The organism is Streptomyces sp. enrichment culture, from assembly GCF_964272855.1.
Taxonomy (GTDB): domain Bacteria; phylum Actinomycetota; class Actinomycetes; order Streptomycetales; family Streptomycetaceae; genus Streptomyces.
Map to the genome: position 1 here is coordinate 8,590,651 of NZ_OZ186847.1, position 17,912 is coordinate 8,608,562.

General features: G+C 69.0%; 20 protein-coding genes and 4 pseudogenes. 13 read left to right on the forward strand and 11 right to left on the reverse strand.

From position 1 onward, the window contains the following. Positions 1-14: 14 nt before the first annotated feature. From ACSU6L_RS38450 to ACSU6L_RS38465, 4 genes and pseudogenes are all read right to left on the reverse strand, one after another. A complete protein-coding gene (locus tag ACSU6L_RS38450) occupies positions 15-503 on the reverse strand; it encodes a universal stress protein (RefSeq protein WP_437064309.1) in 489 nt (162 codons plus the stop codon). A gap of 5 nt (positions 504-508) precedes the next feature. Next, positions 509-1,768, reverse strand: a complete 1,260-nt coding sequence (locus tag ACSU6L_RS38455; RefSeq protein ID WP_437065206.1) for an SLC13 family permease — start codon at positions 1,766-1,768, stop codon at positions 509-511. Between the two features lie 71 nt (positions 1,769-1,839). Further along, positions 1,840-2,469 carry a substrate-binding domain-containing protein gene (locus tag ACSU6L_RS38460; RefSeq protein WP_437064310.1) on the reverse strand — a complete coding sequence of 210 codons (630 nt, stop codon included), beginning with the start codon at positions 2,467-2,469 and terminating at the stop codon, positions 1,840-1,842. Position 2,470: 1 nt separating this feature from the next. Continuing rightward, positions 2,471-2,668, reverse strand: a pseudogene (locus ACSU6L_RS38465) (hypothetical protein); the annotation flags it as partial. A 344-nt stretch (positions 2,669-3,012) separates the two neighbouring features. Between ACSU6L_RS38465 and ACSU6L_RS38470 the strand changes: the two are divergent. Together ACSU6L_RS38470 and ACSU6L_RS38475 are read left to right on the forward strand one after the other, a co-directional pair. Then, positions 3,013-3,897 carry a fructosamine kinase family protein gene (locus tag ACSU6L_RS38470; RefSeq protein ID WP_437064311.1) on the forward strand — a complete coding sequence of 295 codons (885 nt, stop codon included), beginning with the start codon at positions 3,013-3,015 and terminating at the stop codon, positions 3,895-3,897. Positions 3,898-4,315: 418 nt separating this feature from the next. Further along, positions 4,316-4,519, forward strand: coding sequence for a hypothetical protein (locus ACSU6L_RS38475; RefSeq protein ID WP_437064312.1), 204 nt, complete (start codon positions 4,316-4,318; stop codon positions 4,517-4,519). 79 nt (positions 4,520-4,598) lie between these two features. Here the strand turns inward: ACSU6L_RS38475 and ACSU6L_RS38480 are convergent, their stop codons facing one another. Together ACSU6L_RS38480 and ACSU6L_RS38485 are read right to left on the reverse strand one after the other, a co-directional pair. Then, positions 4,599-4,778 (reverse strand): hypothetical protein, encoded by a 180-nt coding sequence (locus ACSU6L_RS38480; protein WP_437064313.1) that lies wholly within the window; start codon positions 4,776-4,778, stop codon positions 4,599-4,601. A gap of 46 nt (positions 4,779-4,824) precedes the next feature. Beyond that, positions 4,825-5,247 (reverse strand): Hsp20/alpha crystallin family protein, encoded by a 423-nt coding sequence (locus ACSU6L_RS38485; protein WP_437064314.1) that lies wholly within the window; start codon positions 5,245-5,247, stop codon positions 4,825-4,827. Between the two features lie 204 nt (positions 5,248-5,451). Between ACSU6L_RS38485 and ACSU6L_RS38490 the strand changes: the two genes are divergently transcribed. Both ACSU6L_RS38490 and ACSU6L_RS38495 read left to right on the forward strand, forming a co-directional pair. After that, positions 5,452-6,006 carry an HdeD family acid-resistance protein gene (locus ACSU6L_RS38490; protein WP_437065208.1) on the forward strand — a complete coding sequence of 185 codons (555 nt, stop codon included), beginning with the start codon at positions 5,452-5,454 and terminating at the stop codon, positions 6,004-6,006. Positions 6,007-6,041: 35 nt separating this feature from the next. Next, positions 6,042-6,596 (forward strand): hypothetical protein, encoded by a 555-nt coding sequence (locus tag ACSU6L_RS38495; protein WP_437064315.1) that lies wholly within the window; start codon positions 6,042-6,044, stop codon positions 6,594-6,596. Between the two features lie 7 nt (positions 6,597-6,603). On the opposite strand, the gene ACSU6L_RS38500 is transcribed toward ACSU6L_RS38495, so the two are convergent. Continuing rightward, positions 6,604-6,969 (reverse strand): hypothetical protein, encoded by a 366-nt coding sequence (locus ACSU6L_RS38500; protein WP_437064316.1) that lies wholly within the window; start codon positions 6,967-6,969, stop codon positions 6,604-6,606. A gap of 228 nt (positions 6,970-7,197) precedes the next feature. Here ACSU6L_RS38500 and ACSU6L_RS38505 point away from each other — a divergent pair, with 228 nt between their 5' ends. Continuing rightward, positions 7,198-7,620 carry a hypothetical protein gene (locus tag ACSU6L_RS38505; RefSeq protein WP_437064317.1) on the forward strand — a complete coding sequence of 141 codons (423 nt, stop codon included), beginning with the start codon at positions 7,198-7,200 and terminating at the stop codon, positions 7,618-7,620. 351 nt (positions 7,621-7,971) lie between these two features. Here the strand turns inward: ACSU6L_RS38505 and ACSU6L_RS38510 are convergent, their stop codons facing one another. Continuing rightward, positions 7,972-8,241, reverse strand: a complete 270-nt coding sequence (locus ACSU6L_RS38510) for a hypothetical protein (RefSeq protein WP_437064318.1) — start codon at positions 8,239-8,241, stop codon at positions 7,972-7,974. An 892-nt stretch (positions 8,242-9,133) separates the two neighbouring features. Here ACSU6L_RS38510 and ACSU6L_RS38515 point away from each other — a divergent pair. Beyond that, a complete protein-coding gene (locus ACSU6L_RS38515; protein WP_437064319.1) occupies positions 9,134-9,697 on the forward strand; it encodes an SMI1/KNR4 family protein in 564 nt (187 codons plus the stop codon). Between the two features lie 91 nt (positions 9,698-9,788). Here the strand turns inward: ACSU6L_RS38515 and ACSU6L_RS38520 are convergent. Further along, positions 9,789-10,091, reverse strand: a pseudogene (locus tag ACSU6L_RS38520) (transposase family protein); the annotation flags it as partial. 363 nt (positions 10,092-10,454) lie between these two features. On the opposite strand from ACSU6L_RS38520, the gene ACSU6L_RS38525 reads away from it, so the two are divergent. Together ACSU6L_RS38525 and ACSU6L_RS38530 are read left to right on the forward strand one after the other, a co-directional pair. After that, complete coding sequence (locus ACSU6L_RS38525) at positions 10,455-10,601, forward strand: hypothetical protein (RefSeq protein ID WP_437064320.1); 147 nt, start codon at positions 10,455-10,457, stop codon at positions 10,599-10,601. 120 nt (positions 10,602-10,721) lie between these two features. Further along, the gene (locus tag ACSU6L_RS38530) at positions 10,722-10,877 is read left to right on the forward strand and encodes a hypothetical protein (RefSeq protein ID WP_437064321.1); all 156 of its coding nucleotides are present in this window, start codon (positions 10,722-10,724) and stop codon (positions 10,875-10,877) included. A gap of 56 nt (positions 10,878-10,933) precedes the next feature. On the opposite strand, the gene ACSU6L_RS38535 is transcribed toward ACSU6L_RS38530, so the two are convergent. After that, entirely contained in the window at positions 10,934-12,742 is a 1,809-nt protein-coding gene (locus ACSU6L_RS38535) for a serine/threonine-protein kinase (protein WP_437064322.1), read from the reverse strand. Between the two features lie 365 nt (positions 12,743-13,107). Between ACSU6L_RS38535 and ACSU6L_RS38540 the strand changes: the two are divergent. The 5 genes and pseudogenes from ACSU6L_RS38540 to ACSU6L_RS38560 form a co-directional block, all read left to right on the forward strand. Next, positions 13,108-13,796, forward strand: a pseudogene (locus ACSU6L_RS38540) (transposase). A gap of 131 nt (positions 13,797-13,927) precedes the next feature. Next, on the forward strand, positions 13,928-14,221 hold the full coding sequence (locus tag ACSU6L_RS38545) for a hypothetical protein (protein ID WP_437064323.1): 294 nt from the start codon (positions 13,928-13,930) through the stop codon (positions 14,219-14,221). A gap of 54 nt (positions 14,222-14,275) precedes the next feature. Next, positions 14,276-14,422 carry a transposase gene (locus ACSU6L_RS38550; protein ID WP_437064324.1) on the forward strand — a complete coding sequence of 49 codons (147 nt, stop codon included), beginning with the start codon at positions 14,276-14,278 and terminating at the stop codon, positions 14,420-14,422. A gap of 1,273 nt (positions 14,423-15,695) precedes the next feature. Further along, positions 15,696-16,175, forward strand: coding sequence for an allene oxide cyclase barrel-like domain-containing protein (locus ACSU6L_RS38555; RefSeq protein WP_437064325.1), 480 nt, complete (start codon positions 15,696-15,698; stop codon positions 16,173-16,175). Between the two features lie 276 nt (positions 16,176-16,451). Then, positions 16,452-17,335: pseudogene (locus ACSU6L_RS38560) on the forward strand (sensor histidine kinase); the annotation flags it as partial. On the opposite strand, the gene ACSU6L_RS38565 reads toward ACSU6L_RS38560, so the two are convergent. Beyond that, positions 17,331-17,624 (reverse strand): FG-GAP repeat protein, encoded by a 294-nt coding sequence (locus tag ACSU6L_RS38565; protein WP_437065210.1) that lies wholly within the window; start codon positions 17,622-17,624, stop codon positions 17,331-17,333. The pseudogene ACSU6L_RS38560 and the gene ACSU6L_RS38565 overlap by 5 nt on opposite strands. Positions 17,625-17,912 lie beyond the last annotated feature (288 nt).

Consider the following 17,912-nt stretch of genomic DNA (forward strand, 5'->3'; position numbering starts at 1 on the left):
GGGCGCGTCACCTGTCACGGATGAGGCGGCGGTGGCGGCATGGTGGGCAGACCCGGCGGCGGTTCCGGCCAGACCAGCAGCACCGGGCAGGGGGCGTGGTCGACAACGAAACGGCTGGCCGGGCCCAGGCTGCGCGGGCCGAGGTGAGTACGGTCGCCGTCACGCGCCAGGATCAGCAGGTCACAGCCCTCGGCCGCGGCGACGACCTCGCGCTCCACACGCCCGGTGCGCTCGGTACGCGCACAGGGGCGCCCCAGGCGGTCGGCAGCGGCCTGGAGCAGTTCCTGCGCGGAGGCGGCGGCGAGTCGTTCCAGCCGCGTACCCGGATCGAGATCGCGGTGACCGCGACCGAGCAGCCCGGCGAAGGCACCGTGGGCCGCGCCGGGGACTTCGGCCGGGGTGACGTGCAGCAGGACGACGTCGCTGTCCGCAGGGGCGTGGGCCCGGGCGGCGTCCACGCAGGCGGGCCAGGTGCCCTCGACGATCCAGACGACCACAGTCATGCCAGTCAGCCTCCTCCGATCACGGTCAGCGAGACCCACAGCGCCAGCACAGCGGCCCCCAGGCTCGCGGGTACCGCGTACAGGCCGAGCCGGGTGAACTCCCTCAATTCGACTTCGCCCTCGTGGGCATGGACGATACGCCGCCACAGCAAGGTGGCCAGCGAGCCCGCGTAGGTGAGGTTGGGGCCGATGTTCACCCCGAGCAGGACCGCCAGGACCGCACCGGGCCCCGACGGGACGGCCAGCGGCAGCAGCACCAGTACGGCGGGCAGGTTGTTGATCACGTTCGCGAGTACGGCGGCCAGCGCGGCGACGGCCAGCAGCTCCGGCAGCCCGGTGCCGGCGGGGATCAGGTGCCCCAGAGCCTCATCGAGCCCGTTGTCCACCACCGCCCGGACCACGATCCCCAGTGCCACTACGAAGGCGAGGAACGGCACGGAGGCTGCGCTCACGAGCGCCCGGGGAGTGGTACGGCGCCGGAGTAGGGCCCTGATGGCGAGGGCCGTCGCTCCCGCCAGGGCCGCCCAGGCCGGGTCGATACCGACCGCCGAGGTCAGGACGAACCCGGCCAACGTGCACCCCACGGTCACCAGGGAGAACATCGGCAGCGGTGGGGGCTCGCCGATGGCGGCCGCCTGTGCCCCAGCGTCCAGGTCGGTGGCGAAGAAGCGGCGGAAGATCAGGTACTCGACGGCGATGGCGGCCGCCCAGGGCAGCGCCATGAGCACGGCGAACCGGGTGAAGCTCAGCCCGCTGGCCGTGAACGCCAGCAGGTTGGTCAGGTTCGAGACGGGCAGCAGCAGCGAAGCCGTGTTCGACAGGTGGGTGCAGGCGTAGACATGCGGTTTGGGGCGTGCGCCGAGCCGGGCGGCGGTGGCGAACACCACCGGTGTCAGCAGCACCACCGTGGCGTCCAGGCTGAGCACCGCAGTGATGGCCGACGCGGCCACGAACACCTGGGCCAGCAGCCGACGCGGCCGGCCGGCCGCCGTGCGTGCCATCCACGCCCCGCAGGCGCGGAACAGCCCGTCGTCGTCACAGAGCCGGGCCAGTACCAGCACAGCCGCCAGGAAACCGACCACCGGCGCGAGCCGTTTCACCTCGTCCAGCGCGGCGTCCGGCGCGGTCGCCCCCGTGGCGATCACCAGGGCGGCCGCGGGTACAGCCACCACCGCCTCCGGCCAGCCGAAGGGGCGGATGATCGCGCCAGCCAGCACCAGTACGAGCAGGGCCGCGGACAGAGTCTCCGCGAACTGGGTGTTCAGGACCGATTCCTTCCGCGCAGCGACCGGACGGGCCGCCTGTACATCACAGCGAAAGGTACCCCGCCCGAACTTCACGTCCGCGCATGAGCAGGGGGTCGCTCCACATTCGGCTCAAGCACCTGCCCCCTAGGGGGTGTCTCGCCGATCATGCCGGGCTCGCGGCGCCTGGCACCGCGCCTCGCCGCGTTGTCGTCGGTCCCCGATTCCCCCAAGCTCTCGGCTCCGCTCGAGCAGGGAGGGACCCCCATCGCATCGGCTCCCTCCTCCGCCTTGCGATGCACGGCACCAGGCGCCGCTCCCTGATCCGGCCTGATCGACGAGACACCCCCTAGCGTCGAGGCCGGCTCAACGTTGCGCGCGAGGTCCAGAAACAGCCTGGTGTTCAACATGCCCACGGCACAGAGGAGTTGACGGACCGTCGTAAGTGGCGGCGCCCACCAGCGCGACTCGGGCAGGTCGTCGGAGCCGACGATGCTCATGTCCTCCGGCACTGGTCGCCCGCGCCGCCGCAGAGCTTCGATCGCTCCGAGCGCCATCTGATCGCTCGCCGCGAAGATCGAACTCGACGGCCCAGGGGCTGTCCGGATCGTTGAAGACCAGGTTGATCGGGACCGCCCGGGTGCCGGACGCTGCCGGGCGGCGACGGTAGCGGTGGCGGTGCAGCAGGTCCTCGCCCCGGGCACGGGTGGCCGGTGAAACATCAGAGCGCCCGTTGACGACCCGTGAGACAGGGACGGACACCCCGGCCTCCCGCGCGATCTCGGTGATCGTCACCTTCGGCCCCCTCCGGGCTCCTTCCGGAAACCCAGGACGTGCCGCCGGGCCTTTGGTACGACGGACTGCGCCGCCTCGGCGCCGATCACGTGGGCCTCTTCGCCGGACTCGTGCCGGTAGAGGCACTGCTCACCACCGTCGCACTCGGCCTCGGCCAGGCAGGTGCCGCCGACGTCACCGCGCCCTGCTCGTCGGAGTCGGCCTGGGACCACAACACCCCCGTTCCGCTGTTCACGAGTTGGCCTGATCAGTGTTCTACGGCACCCGCCCCTGTGAACACCTCTGCGCCGAATCCGAGCGACGCCTTCGCGTCCTGCAGCAGGTCGAAGGCTCCCCGACCCCCGCGACGCCAGGCGGACAAGCGGCGACAGGGCAGCGTTGAGGGTGTGCGGTCCAACCAGCCCGACGCATGAGGCGTCGTGGGCTCACCTCTGATGCCATGATGCGGGACAACAGAGAGGAGCGCACCCGTGACAGAGGTGACGTCCTTCCTGCTCGAACGCCTGCACGCGGCCGAACTGACCGACGTCGTCGCGATCGAGCCGACCACCGGAGGCCTCGCCGCGACCGCGGGGCTCGTGCGCCGCATCGACGGCACGTCGGTGTTCGTCAAGGCGTTCGGCGAGCCACCGTCGGACGACGCCTTCGCCGCAGAGGCCGAAGGGCTCACCGCATTGCGCGAGGCGGGCGGCATCGCCACGCCCGAGATCATCCTCGCGGACCGCGACCTGCTCGTGCTGTCCGTGCTGCGGCCCCGGCCGGACACCGAGGCCTTCTGGGAGCAGCTCGCGCATGCGCTCGCCCACCTGCACACCACCACGCGGTACCCCCGATTCGGATGGCACCGGGACAACTGGCTGGGCCGCCGCCGACAGGTCAACACCTGGGCCGACGACGGGTACGAGTTCTTCGCCCAGCACCGTCTGCTGCGCTGGCTCGGCGAGCGTCGCGTCCAGGAGGCGCTCGACGCCACGGACCGGACGGCGTTGGAGCGGCTGTGCGACCGGCTGCCCGAACTGCTGCCGGTCAGGCCCGCTTGCCTGACGCACGGCGACCTGTGGGCACTGAACGTCATGGCCGCCCCCGACGGGCGGCCCGCGCTGATCGACCCTGCCGTGTCGTACACATGGGCCGAGGTCGACCTGGCCCACCTATGGACGACAGCGCCGCCGCCCGAGGCGCGTGTGTTCTTCGAGCTGTACGCCGAGCTGACCGGGCTCGACCGCGCCTGGCGCGAACGCATGCCGATCCTCCAGCTACGCCAGCACTTGGCCGTGATCGCCCAGTTCGATCCCGACTGGGGCGCCGCCGACTTCGTGCGCGCCACGCTTGCCCCGTTCCGGCAGCGGTCCTGAGCTCCCGCGAGAAGTGCGACGCACAGCGCCGCGTCGCGTACGGCTGGAGCAGGTCTGGGGCCGCTTTGCACGCGTACGGGTTGACGCGTCCGCCCCCGAACGACTCCTGCGTCGTGAAACTCTCGTAGTTCCTCGCCGCAGCGTTCGACTTCACCATTTCGGCCTGTTTCAAGGCTGGGGATGTCGCTGCAGCCGGCTTCCCCTCTGCCTTCATGCTTGCCGGCTTGCCGCCGTCCCCACAGCCCGCCAGCCCGACTAGTGCCCTTCGAAGCCGCGGATTCGCATCGAGCATGCGTCGGCCCACCCTGGGCAGCCGGGGCGAGCCACTACAACAACGGCCGCTTGCGACCAAGAATCCGCGCCTGTGAGCACGGAGTGTCCCTGCAGCCGTCGGCCACAGCCACGGCGATGATGAGCCATGACGTACGACCGTCAGAAGTGGTGTGAGACCGCGGTTCGCGGACTGCATGTACGGATCGGCGCCGGGCCCCCCGGGGTGCGGCTGCTGGGCTGGCCGGGGGTCCTGCCGTTCTCCGTTATCCGGTCCGTCGAGCTCGCGATCGGCACGGAACAGCCGTCCCCACGGGCGGGCGTGTCGTCACCCGGCCACAAGGAGGCGTAAGGCGACAAAGGCCCCACCGGTACGGGTACCCCGCGATGCGCTCGCCGGTGAGGCAGCCCTGACGTCGCGATCACCTCGCTTACGCCGTCTTGGCGCGTTCGTTGGTGCTCAGGACGGTCCGCAGTCGCTGGTAGCGGTCGAGGTCTTCCCAGGTGTCGTGATCGGGCGGGCTGGGGTTGCGGCGTCCGGTGCCCCAGGCCCAGACGCTGGCGGCGAGACCGGCGAAGAGGGGGATGAGCAGCCACAGCAGGGCGCCCATGGTGTGAGCCTCCTTCGATGCGTTGGGACGGACGGGCCAGGGGAGCTCAGGCGGTCAGCTGCTTCGGTGCGCCGCCGGAGATGGCGATCTTGCGGGGTTTGGCGTGTGCGGCCAGCGGGATGCGCAGGGTGAGGACCCCGTTGTCGTAGGCGGCCTCGGCGGCTGCGGTGTCCAGGGCGTCGGACAGGGCCAGGCGGCGGGTGAAGCGGCCGGTGGGCCGCTCGGTGAGTACGGGGCGGGCGTCGGCCGGGATCGGGGAGGGCCGCTCGGCGGTCAGGGTCACCCTGTGATGCTCTGTGGTCAGCTCGATGGTGGAGCGGTCCATGCCGGGCAGATCGAACTGCAGGTAGAGCGCTTCGTCGTCGCGCCAGGCATCCGCGGGAATGACGGTGCCTGCCGGGGCGGCGGCGTGCGCGAGCTGACGCGTGAGCCGGTCGAGATCGCCCAGAACGCCCGTGCGCGCAAGCATGTCCAACTTCGTCCTTCCTGAAGGCGGGCCGCAGGGACTGCGGCCCGACGATCGAGTACCCGTCTATCCGTATAACCCGACAGGAGATTCACTGACAAGCACCCACTGCATGAAGTTGACAGTATCTGACTCAATCCCCTATCACGTGAGTGCCGGAAGGGAGGCCGCTGGTGACGGAAAGGATGAAGGAAGACTGTCTGGCTGCTGGGGGCCCGCGGCGCGGCAGCGGTGGTTTTCCGCGTGCTGACGCTGTTCTGGCCGCAGCTGACGGTGCTGGCCCTGGCCTGGGTGTTCGGCGCGTACGCGCTGGCGGACGGCGCGATGCTCATTGCTGCGGCGTGCCGGCACCGGCATGAGCGCCGGCCCGCTGCGGCGTGTGCGGCGGCCGGTGTGCTGGGGGTGGTGGCCGGGCTGGTCACGGCGATGTGGCCGGGTCTGACGGCCCTGGCGCTGGTGGTTGTGGCGGGCGTCTGGGCCATCGTGACGGGCTGCCTTGAGCTGTGGCTCGCCACGCGGATGCGGCATGAGTTGCGGCATGCGTGGTGGTGGCGGGCCTCCGCTGTCGTGTCGGTGGCGGTGGGTGTGCTGTTGTGGCTGCGCCCGGAGGCCGGTGCGGTGGCCACGGCGCTGGTCCTGGGTGTGTATGCGCTGATCGCGGGTGGCCTGTTGCTGGCTGCCTGGCGGGAGTACCGCACCCGCACCGGGCACGGTGCGCGGTCGTGGACCGGACCGGCGTCCGGTACCCGCGTGGCCCACTGACCTGCTTCGCACAAGCAGCCCAGTCGGAAAGGCAGGTGAGCATCGCGACGCGGCTGTACATCGACGGCGGCGATCTGGTGGTGCGTCTGCCGTGGCGGTGGGCGCTGGCGGCGCGACGTCGCAGCGTGCGCCTGCCGCCCGAGTTCGGGGACGAGGTCCGCGTGGAGCCGCACTGGTGGCGCGCGGTGCGCCCGCCCCCTGGGCGCCGCTGCCGCTTCCGCCCGGGACGCTGGTGCGTGGGCGAGCTGGAGCACGCCAGGGGCCGGGACTTCGCCGCCCTGCGCGCCCGAGGACCGGTGCTCGTGGTGACGACCTTCGGCCGCGACGCGTATATCCGCCTGGCCGTGTCCACCCCTGATCCGGCGGCCGACGTGGCCTGGCCGCGGCAGGTCGTCGCCCAGAACAGCAGCAAAAACTTGAGCCGACAGTTGTCAACTTTCCCGCGCAGTGCTACATCAGAAGGAGAGCGGATTGGACGCGGGAAGCACGTGAAGGTCAACCTCGCCCGCATCGATGCCTGGCTCTCTGGTACCTCCCCGGCCCGCACGCGCGTCTCACACTTTGCGGTTCTTCAGCAGAGCGAGGGCTGAGCAGCGCCTAAGGAGTTGATGGCCTCGGCCGCCTTACCGATTTACCGACTTCGGAGGGCCAGTTGGGCCTGAATCGGGCGACGTGGTCGGCGAAGTCCTCGCACAGGTACTGCCGGTCAACGGGCTTCAGCCGAATCTGCTGATGATCGCTGTGCACCCACCAGACCTCGAAGTCGGTCACTGTCCCCTCGACAGGCCAGTCCTCGCTTCGCCGACGGGGCAGAAGCACTACGTCGACGAACCCTCCGACACTGAGGCCAATGTCCACGAAGACGCCGATCGCCCCCGGCCTGGGCACTCGGACGACAGTGCCCGTGAAGACCTGCCCGAAGGACAGCTCACCTTGAATCTGCTCCCACTCTGCTTCCGTCACCACTTACGCATCCTCGCACGTCTGCACTGGCCCATACAGGAGAACTCGGGCTTCCCCGCCCCGCCCCGCCCCGCGCCACGCATCGCAGGCGACCTGGGACGCGTCGTCGGTATCCTGTTCCGTGTTCTTCGATGGGTCCCACGCGTTTGTCCTTGCAGTTCACGAGGGGCGGGTGCCCGAGGGCGCATCGTGTCGCCTGGCCGGCGGCGGTCACGTGCTGGGACACCGGTGAAGCTGATCGATTCCGCCCACGCCGCCGCACACGCCAAAGCTGCCACCGTCAACCCCAACGCCTACTGCCACTGCGGCTCCCAGCGCTGCGGCGCACACCCCGACACCAAGACGTCCTGCGCGGGCAGCGTCGTACTGATCCTGCGGCACGACCCCGTCATGCGCCGCGTGTGGAGCCTGGAAGAGGTCTGCGAGATGTGCGCCCCGCTCATCGCGAACGCCACCGTCGTCGCCCGCGCCGCGCGGCCGAACCGCACCACCCCGCAGTCCGCCCCGGCCGCCGGGCAGGTCCCGGCCCCGGCCCGGCCGGGCATCGCGGGCGGCTTCTCCTCGCCTCCCGCAGACAGCGATGCGGCCCCCGTGCGACGCCCGCGCCGCGCATCGCAACGGCCCCACCGGCGCCCCCGACAGGGACGCTGAACGCTCAGGACTCGCCTTACCTCCAAAGGGCCGCGCACCCGGCGGCTCGAGGGTCAACGATCACGCGACGCTGCGTGGGATCCGGACATGACCGGGGCGAAGGGGCGGTGGCCGGAGCTGGATCGACGCGGAGCGATGGCAGGAAGGCCGGGCGGAGTGGACGTTCGCGCCTGGTGGCGGACCGCTGTCCGAGGGGATGAGATCCGAGGGCAGATCAGCTGCGCAGTGCGTAAGCAGCGCCCTTCTCAAGCTGCGAGAGTCCGTCTGGACGTACCCATAGGAGCGTGACCTGGGCGGCGGCGTGACGCGGCCCCCGGGGAACCCCCAAGCAGTGGCAGCCGTCGTCGGCTCTCAGAGCGTCCGGGCCCCCGAGACCGTCAGCTGTGCCGCCTGCGGTTGCGACCCGGCCAAGTTGGTGGGCGGCCTCGGCCGCCGTGGCAGCGTGGGTCCCCGGGCGGTAATGAGCGCTCCGACGGCAACGAGGACGGCCGCGAAGGTTCCGGCGACACCAAGCGGGGCGGCGAGCCGCGGGTGCCGGTAGGGCAGGTAGGCCAGGGTGCTGAGGAGGAGTAGGGCGACGACGGTGGCGAGCATCAGGACGAGCAGCGAGAGCGTGGACACTGGTCCCTCCTTCGGGGCGGTGCGCCGGGCTGGCGCACAGGCAGGTGTCTATTCACCCCGATGCGGGGATGGACGAGATCGCCCGCAGCCCGGCTCATTCGCACATCGGAGCACGGACGGGTGCGCCCGTGCGCCTTGCTCAGGTCTGCGCCGCCGGCGGGGACGTGCCAGAGCCGTGGCGATGAGACCGCGTTTCCCCGACGGGTGTTTCCGCAGGCCGTTGGGTACGCCGGGCGTGGCTCTTCCTCTGCGTTCCGCGATGCTGCCGGCGAGTTTCGTCCGGTTGGTCCGTGGTGGTTGGACACTCCGAGAGGTGCGTCCTGGAGGTGTTCGATCGCGTTTGCGGCCGAGGAGAACCTGCATGCCGCGTTGCCCGCCGACTATCGAGAACTGATCGAGGCGTACGGTGGCGGCCTCGTCGACGACCACCTCCTCCTGTTGGAGCCCGGGTGCCCGAACGATGTCCATGACCTATTGAAGATCAGCGCTGAGCGCGAAGAAGCCAACGACGCTCTCTGGGAATTCGTGGACAAGCCGGCCGAGATGGAACCGGGGGGAGTCGTCTGGTCTGCTGGGCAACCACGGACAACGGAGAGTACCTCTACTGGCTCATGGCAGGACGCCACGGCGGATGTCGTCCTTGCTCGTGCCATGGAGATTCCTCGGCTGGGTCCGCCGGGTACAGCGGCCTTGTGTTGGTGAGGAGTTGGCGGACGGTCACCTCGCTGAGCGGCCGGTACTGCGCTTCGGGCCGGAAGGTGGTCGTGGGGGAGGGGGCAGGAAGCCTGCTCGGAGTACCATCCCTGCGAGGTTCTCCGGTCGGCGCTCCGCAACCCCCGCAGTGGCGCAGTCGTATGGGGCCTCCGTGTAGAGAGGGCGGAGGGGAACGAGCGTGACGGAGAGCTGGTCCCGCGTGATGAGTCTTCTTCGGCAGCACGCACCGGCCGATCACGCGGATCTGCCTGGGCCCGCTACGGAACAGACGCTCGCGGCCGCCGAGGAACGAATGGGTATCGCCCTCCCCCGGGATCTGCGGGCCTGGCTGCTGCAGAACAATCTGGATCTTCCTGAAGAAGATGTGGACGACGATGTGGCATGTTGCGGCTTCGCCGGGTTCCCGGATGAGGGAAGCTTCTTTCTGGGTATCCGGGCAATGGAGAAGCTCTACGCGAACCGCTCCACGCCCGGTGGATTCGACCCTCCGGACCAGCCGGACAATCCGTTCTGGCGTAATGAGTGGATCCCGTTCCTGTCGGACCAGGACGGCTGGATGGGAAAGTTCATCGACGTGCGGGACGGGCGTGTCGGCAGGTGGTTCGTAGGTGAGAACACGATCACGGGCGAATACGAATCGCTGGCTCACTATTTCGACTCCGTAGCGGAGACGCTGACGAAGATCGCCGCTGGAAACTATCCGGTCTGTGAGGTCGCCGAAGGGCGACTTGTCTGGTCGTGAAACAAAAGATCCCGCGTCAGTCCCAACTGGATGACCGTCCTTCGCCAAAGCCGTCCTCACCTGGAGAGACAACGGTGAAAAAGTATCCTCGGCGTTGACGCTCCAGGGTGAGGACAGCCGCGGGGATGGCCGTCATGCGGTTGGGACTGAGACGGGCTTTGCGGAAGACGTGCCAGGACTTCAGTCTCGCGACGCTTTGTTCGACTGGTGCTCGTGTGGCTGACAGGGCCCGGTTGACCGTCCGCTGGGCCGGGCTGAGGCCCTGGTGCGGAAGTCGCCTGATCGGCGTGGTCACCCAGGAGCCGGCCCCGGTATAGGCGCGGTCGGCAAGGACCGGAATGCCCTGGCGCTCGCAGATCCGGACGACTCGGTGGGTGCGGGCCGCGGTCAGGTCAGGCCGGGGCGATGAGGACGTCGGAAAGGTCACCGGCCTTCACAGCGTCCTGGTCGATGGCGACGCCCGTGTAAGCGCCCACGGCGGTGAACACCAGCTCGGGCAGGAGCTCGCCATGTTCCTCAAAGTGCGCTACGACTTCGGCCTCACTGACCTCAGGTATCGACGTCTCGGCCGGCTACGTCAGCAACGTGGTCGGCCTGACCGAAGGCGCCACCGTCTTCGGCACTGTCCTGATGGGCCTCACGGTCATCGGCGGCCTGGTGGTGCGGGCCACCCGGCGCCAGGTGACGGACCCGGCCTGAGGATCCTCGCCAAACGACCGGCCTGTGCCCCTCACACCCGCCCCGGACCGTCACCGCCGTGGTGATCACAAGGTGGCCCGCCTCCAACGCCCCGCAGCCCTCCCACGACGTGCGGCACCGCGAGATCCAGTGGCTGCACGAGTACGGCGTGCGTGTTCGGTACTCCTGGGCACCCTTGGGCGAAAGGAGCGGTGAGGACACGTGAGCACCGCCCGCAGCCTGCTGCACCAAGACCACCGCTGGATCGGCGCGAGGTCGAGGACACCGCCACAGGGCGCCGGGGAATCCTACGTGCCATCGCCCCGACGGCGACAAGCCCCGCCCGATGGCGTGGCTGCGGCCCAAGGGCGGCGGAACGGAGTGGACCACCGACCCGGCCGCGCTCACCAACCCCGCACCCCTCACCCCGGACACGCGTCCGAGCCGGCAGGAGACGCAGCGCCTCGACGAGGGCGCAGCCGCCAACCCGTGGCGCGAGTAGTGGCTTTGCGCCCTCTTCGCGCCGCGCTCAACTCCCCCCGGCCTGGATGGCACTCGTCACAGGAGGGGGATGGTTGCTTGCCCATCGAGGAGCAGAGTCATGTCACCAGCGGTGGATACCAGCGCTTTGGGTGAACAGCCGACCGCGGACGAGGGGGAAATTTCGGCTGGACCGAGCCGTATTGAGTCGTCTCTTGCCAGAAGGAGGGGAGCCTCGCCATTACAACGGGCGCCATCAGGCCCGTCGGACAGTTCGAAGGTCACGGCCATCTCTCCGACTGCGGCCTGGGTAACGGAGAGTGAGGCTCGGCGGTAGGTGCTGTAATAGCCTTCGTTCGTCACGCCCCACCAGTTGCCCAGGAACTCCGGAGCGATGCGCTTGCCCGGGTCGGCTACTCTGATCAACTCGCTGTCGTCGGGGTTCGGCGAAGCAGGTTCCGCTCGGAGCTTGTCTTGCTGCCGCATGGTGTACGCCTGACGACCCTTCCCATCGCACTGGTCCTTCCGTGCGCTCCTTGGCACTGTTCTTTCGATCTCCTCTGGGCCCAGTAGTACGCGCGTCCCGCTTCGCTCGATGACAGGGGCTACGCCTTGGCAAAGCACACCCCCGCCCCTGTTGATGAACAGGATCTGGGCAGGTGAGCCGCCCGGTCTGCTGTCGGCGTCGATGGTGAGCCGCCGGTAGGCCCCGCTCAGCGCTGGCTGGCTGAGCTCCCAGGTGCCGACCACCGGGAGGTCTGATTCATCCGGACGTCCCAGGGCGGGAACGAGGGTTACCGCGGTTACCGCCAGGACGATGGCCAGGGCGCCGAAGAGGAGGCCTCGGCTCCTGGGCTTGGCAAACGTCAGGCTCCGACGAGAGTCGGCGGCTGGGTCAGGTTTCGACGGCTGGCGTCCTGGCAACGACGGATGTCGAGGCGCGTCGATCGTCGACGCATCCTCTTTGGATGCCTCCCGGACTGTGGCACTGTGGCCGGCCGATGTTCCTGAGGAGCCGTCGCTGGTGCTGCGAGGCCTGATGGCCTCGAGGGCATGTGCGGGATCTCGCTGCGGCATATCAATGTTGAGGAGGCGGGCGCTCTCCTGGCCCAGATGGTGCAGGACTTCGGCAGGAAGCCACGGGCCTTCAGGAGGCTTCGTACGTGCCAAAAGTTCGCCCACGCTCGGGCGGCTCTCGGGGTCCTTGGCCAGGCAGGACTCGACCACAGGGCGCAGTCCGGCAGGCAGGCCTGATAGGTCGGGGCTCTCTTCGGCGACGCGGAACAACAACGCATGGATACCGCCGTCAGCAGTGCCGAACGGTGAGCGACCGGTGGCGGCGAAAGCTAGAACGGAACCGAATGAAAAGACGTCCGACGCATACGTCAGCCGTTTGCCTCGTGCCTGCTCCGGCGACATGAACGCCGGTGAACCGATCACCGCCCCGGTATGGGTCAGTCGCCCCTCCGCAAGAGTCTCCAGGGCGCGAGCGATCCCGAAATCGATGACCCTCGGGCCGTCGACCGTCACGAGAACGTTGGATGGTTTGAGGTCACGATGAACCAGCCCCGCGGCATGAACATCGCGCAGAGCATGCAGAAGGCCGTGTCCGAGAGCCGCCACTGACCTCTCTGGAAGGTGCCCGAACGTCTCCACCACGGTGTGCAGGTCCGGCCCTGGCACATACCCCGTGGCCACCCAGGGCACAGGAGCGTCCGTGTCCGCGTCCCGTACCGGAGCGGTCCAGTTCCCGCCGACCTTGCGTGCCGCGGCCACTTCGCGAGCAAAACGCCTGCGGAACTCGGGCAGTTGGGCGTACTCTGCTTGGATCACCTTCACGGCGACGGTGGCGCCGCCCTCGGCCCGTCCCAGGTAGACGCGTCCCATGCCTCCTTCGCCGAGGCGGCCGAGTAGGCGGTAACTACCCACCCTTGCTGGATCTCCCGCGACTAGCGGCTGCACAAGCCCCCCAAGTCTCGCCATTCTCATAGCCGGAGGGACAAGTTAACCGACTGTGGGAGGCTCGGCCCAGCCCACCAGGACAGCGGGCTACACAGTTCGCCTGCCTGAGCGTCGTCCCGTAAACGATCAGCTGACGATCAAGAGCTGCCCCGCTCGCGTTCCTGCCTCGTCACTGCACATAGACCCCGTTGACGCTTGCATCGACACCGCCGCGGAAGCATCCAAGCTGAGGCGTCGCTACGCGGAGAACTACAGCCCTCTGGGTACGTGGTCGGTCCAGTTCAGGTCGTATATCGCGGCCAGCGGGCGTGTCGTCGCTGTCGGCCCGAACGTCCTCTGGCCCCTGGGGACGACCTTCGCGGAGGCGTTGGCTTACGTGGTGGACGGCGATGCCGACGTCAGTCGTGCGGAACAAGCAGACTGGCTGGCCAACAGCCTCCCCGGCAGATGAGGCGATCTTGCGGTGGCTGGTGGCAGTTCGGTCAAGCTGGTCACCGCACTGCGGCGCGAGGGTGCCGACCCGGTCCTTCGGAGTGTCGAAGTCGGCCGTGGACCGCATCATCGACCATCTCGGTCCTTCGCTTGCGCTCCAGCAACGCAGACGGTTCGGCAAGGACACCGTGCTGATCGTGGACGGCACCCTGGTCCCTACCCGCGACCACACCATCGCCGAGCAGTCGAAAAACTACCGGCACTCCACAACCACCAGGTCGCCATCGACGTCGACACCCGACTCGTCGCCGCCGTCGGCCGGCCGGTCCCAGGGAATCGCAACGACTGCAGGGCATGGAAGATGTCAGGCGCCAGGGATGCCGTCGGCCACACCACCGTGATCGCGGACGGCGGCTACCGGGGCACCGGCCTGGTCATCCCGCACCGCCGTGCCCAGATTCTCCGCGACTGCCGCCTCAAAGGCGATGGTGTCCACCACGCCATGCTCGGCATCGCTCGCCTGCACAACCTCACACTGGCCGGATGAGAGGCAACGACGCTGGTAAACCGGCACGTCGTAAATCATTTGCGGGACAACACTCGGGCAGTTTCTTACGGATCGCCACACAAGCTCCGGGCTGTCGGTGGTGAGATGGCTTCATGCGACCTGAGCACTGCGTGACCAGGAACCACATCGAGGTATGGCACGGACGTGTGCTGCCGTCGGGGCCAGAACGGATTGGGTTCTGGACGGTGCTGCGCGGCTCGCTCCTGCCGATCCTCGTCTGGACTGGCGTCGCGGGCTTCGCGTACTTCGTCTACAACCCGCTCGTCGCAATGGCCCTTGGCGGGCTCTTCGCGTTGTCGTGCATCGTGGGGTTCGGGCTCCGACGCAAGGCAGGGCACTCGGTTCGCTGCAGCGTCTACGGTGCACTGGGCGGAGTGCTGGACAAATCCATGGCCGGGTTCTGAGGCGTTGCGGCGCAAGCGGCTCGTCGTTGTCTTGAGCGTGTTGACCGATGCCCAGTGGGCCAGGATCGAGAGCCCTTGTTGCCTGGCCGGACACCTCGCAGAGGCAGGAGATGGCGTGATCACCGGCAGGTGATCGACACGATCGCTGGGAAGTACCCGACGGGAGCTCCATGGATGGATCTGCCCGTGGAGTTCGGCTAGTGGAAAGGTGCTTACAGCCGTCTGCGGAACTGGGCAATCGACGGAATTTGGGAGCGAATGTTCACCGCCCTGTTGGCCCAGGCGGATGCCGACGAGGAGTTGAGTTGGGTGGTGTCCGTCGACTCCACGGTCGTCCGAGTGCCTCGCCCCTTCTGCCTGTCCGCAGAGCGGGGGAGCGGGGTTGTGTCGCTTACCCCGCCGTCCACGACGGTCAGTGCAGCCGGAGACACTGCGCACGATTCCCCTCTCGTGTGCTGTGAGCGACCGGCCATGGCCGGGCAGCGCCAGGCGAGGGTTCCCTCTCCCGCACCGTGCGGCCTGGCCCCATCACACAGGTCAGGCCAGGAGGAACCTCATGTCCACCACCCACCGTTACGCCTTCCAGTGGCAGCCTGACGACCTTGCGGCCGCCAGCCGTGCCTCACACCCTCATGGCCGAAGGCATCGACTTCCGGCACCCGTCCGGTATGGGTGGCACCACCCTGCTCATCCTCTCCAGCCGGGGCGACCTGCCGGCCGAGCCGGGTGACTGGCTGGTGAGCGCCGAGGGCAGTCACTGGCAGGTGATGACCAGCCCCTTCACCACGTCCCTCGTCCCCAGCCTCGACCTGCCCGACTACCTGAACGCCGCCGCCCACCCTTCACTTCGACGCCCAGCCCAAGCCACACAACCACCCCGGATACCCCGTACTGTGCGCTGCCCGCATCACTCAGGCCACACGCTGGGCCGACCTGTTCCACACCCACGGCTGCCTAGTCCAGGCAGCTGACGACACCATCCCGGCCGGCTCGCCTTCGTCCTCACCCCTCCCGCCACCGACACCGCCGAACCGACGTACCCCACCTCGCCCTGACCCCGGCTTCCGCAATGCGGCATCCACCCTCAGCCCCGGCCCGGTCACCGCCCCCTCGTGCGGGGGCCGGGCCGTGCCGCTGCTCCGCTGGTCAGCCTGCCGTGGGAGCGTCCGAGTCCTCGTTCTTTCGAGCCCTCTTCTGGCAGGCGAGTGCTGGCGGTGATCCCGCCACCGGCCACGAGCCCGGCCCGCAGGCAAGCACCCCTGGGCCCATGTCCGTACTCGTACCCGTACCGGGAACCCTGCGCGAGTTCGCCGACCGTGCGTCGAGCGTCCCCTCGTCATGCCTCCCATGGCATGACGTCATAGCGATATTCGTCTTGGACGTAGCGATTCCGCCCGCCGTAGCGTCGAAGGCGTCGCACAGAGCAGTCAAGTGCGTGATGACTTAAGGCAGTTCAATCGCGAGGGGATTCATCATGCCCATGAAGAGGTTCGTCGCCGTCTCCCTGGCCGCCGCCGCCCTCGGCGTCCTCGCCGTCGGCAGTGCCGGTGCCGCTGACACGGCGACGGCCCCGAAGAAGCGCGTCGAGGTCCTCGAGCTCAAGGTCGAGAACCTGCAGTACGAGTCGGTCGACCTCGGCGCGGCAGGGCCGAGCCAGGGCGACCTGAACGCCTTCTCCGGCACCACGTCGAAGGACGACCGCATGGTCGGACTCGGGGGCGGTACGTGCGAGGTCGTCCGCATCGAAGGCGACAAGCAGACGTCGCAGTGCGTGATCACGGCCCGGCTCGAGAAGGGCTCCCTGACCATGCAGGCCCTGTGGGAAAGGGGAGCGCCGGAGCTCGAGATGGCCATCACCGGTGGCACCGGCGTCTACATCGGCGCGAGCGGCACCGCCTACTACTGGGACATCGCCACGCCAGACGAGCGCATCCGCGCCGAGATCGTCCGCTGACGCACCCCGCCGACGGGGGTATGTGGCCATCCGGCCGAGCCCCTTCTCACCTTCCCGGCATGATCGGCGAGACACCCCTAGGTTCTGTCCGTCCGATCTGGAAACCTCAGAGGTGTGGATGCTGGTCCTGCCGTGACAGCTACCTGATACCACTCGTCCTCCAGGCATCCGGATACCGCGGATGCGGCAGGCGGCGCGCCGGTACCGCACATGCGGTAGCCGTCTGCTCCTGCATGAGCCGGACTCGCCCAGCACCGCATCCGGCTACGTGCACTTATGGACGAGGGACGGTTCGCTGTCCCGGCGGCGGTCACCGACTGGGTGATCGCCGTGGGGGTGGCGGCGTTGTTGCCGGGCACCGGGCTGTCCGGGCCACACCCGCCCGGGGTGCGCGAGCTGCTCGGCTCCGCACTGCTGGCGGCCGGCGGGCTGGCGCTGGCCGCCCGCCGCCGGGCGCCGCTCGTGGTCCTGGCTGTCACCGGGCTGTCCGCGGTGGGCTACCTGGGGGCAGGGTTCGAGGTGCTGGCCGTCTCCTACCTGGTCGCGGTCTACGGCGCGGTGCGTTCCGGGCACCGCACTGTCGCGCCGGCTGTCTCCGTGGGCCTGGTGGCCGTGCTCCACTTCACCGCCCTGGTCTCCCACGACGGATCCGCGCGCGAGGTGGTGGCGCAGGCCCGGAACACCCTTGAGCTCGCCTGGCTGATCGCCGCCTTCGCGGCCGGGGAGGCGGTGCGGCAGGCCGAACGTCGGGCGGACGAGGCCGAGCGCACCCGCGAGGAGACCGCCCGGCGCCGGGCCGACCAGGAGCGGCTGCGCATCGCGCGGGAGCTGCACGACTCGCTCTCCCATCAGATCTCGGTCATTAAGGTGCAGGCCGAGGTCGCCGTCCACGTGGCCCGGCGGCGGGGCGAGCAGGTGCCAGAGGCCCTGCTCGCGATCCAGGAAGCCGGCTGGGAGGCGAGCCGGGAGCTGCGCGCGACCCTTGAGGCGCTGCGCGACGACGACACCACCCCGCCGCACGGACTCGACCACATCCCCAAGCTGGTGAAAGGTTCCAAGGGACCGGCCTGGAGACGACGCTGACGATCGAAGGACATCCGTACGACGTGCCGGCCGCAGTGGGCCGGACCGCTTACCGGATCGTTCAGGAGTCGCTCACCAAAGCACGACCACGGCACCGGCTCCCGCCTTGCCGTAGACGTTCGCTCCCGGCGCGGGCAGCACGGCGTCGCGGAAACCGTCACCGTTGACGTCACCGGGCACCGCCCCATGCACCGCTCCTGCGGGCGCAACCGCCAACAACGGCGCGCCCATGACGACGGTGACCAGGAGCGCCTCCGCTCTCCACCCACCGCGCAGGACACGTCTGTTCACCACGAACTCGCCCCCCATGCGACGCACCTGGCGTGCGCCGCAGTCAGGGAATCGTAAATGGGTGGGCATCTGCATCTGACTGCTCGGCTCCTCGACGGCTGAGAGAAGCCCCGGCCTGACCTCGATCGTCTGCGGCGTCACTGCCGAGGCGCTCGGGTGCAGCGTCGTAGCACTGGTCGAGGACCTCGGCCAGGCTCAGCTCCAGTGCCTGGGTCCGGGGATCGCACGCCTGCCGTTAGGACCGCGCCTGGCGTGCCGTGCCGAGGGCGTAGCGCAGGTCCTGCTCGCGACCGCTGGTCCGGAAGGCGGTGCGGTGAGTGGCCGTGCGCTGGACGGGGGCAGCGGCCGGCTCCGGCCGACTCG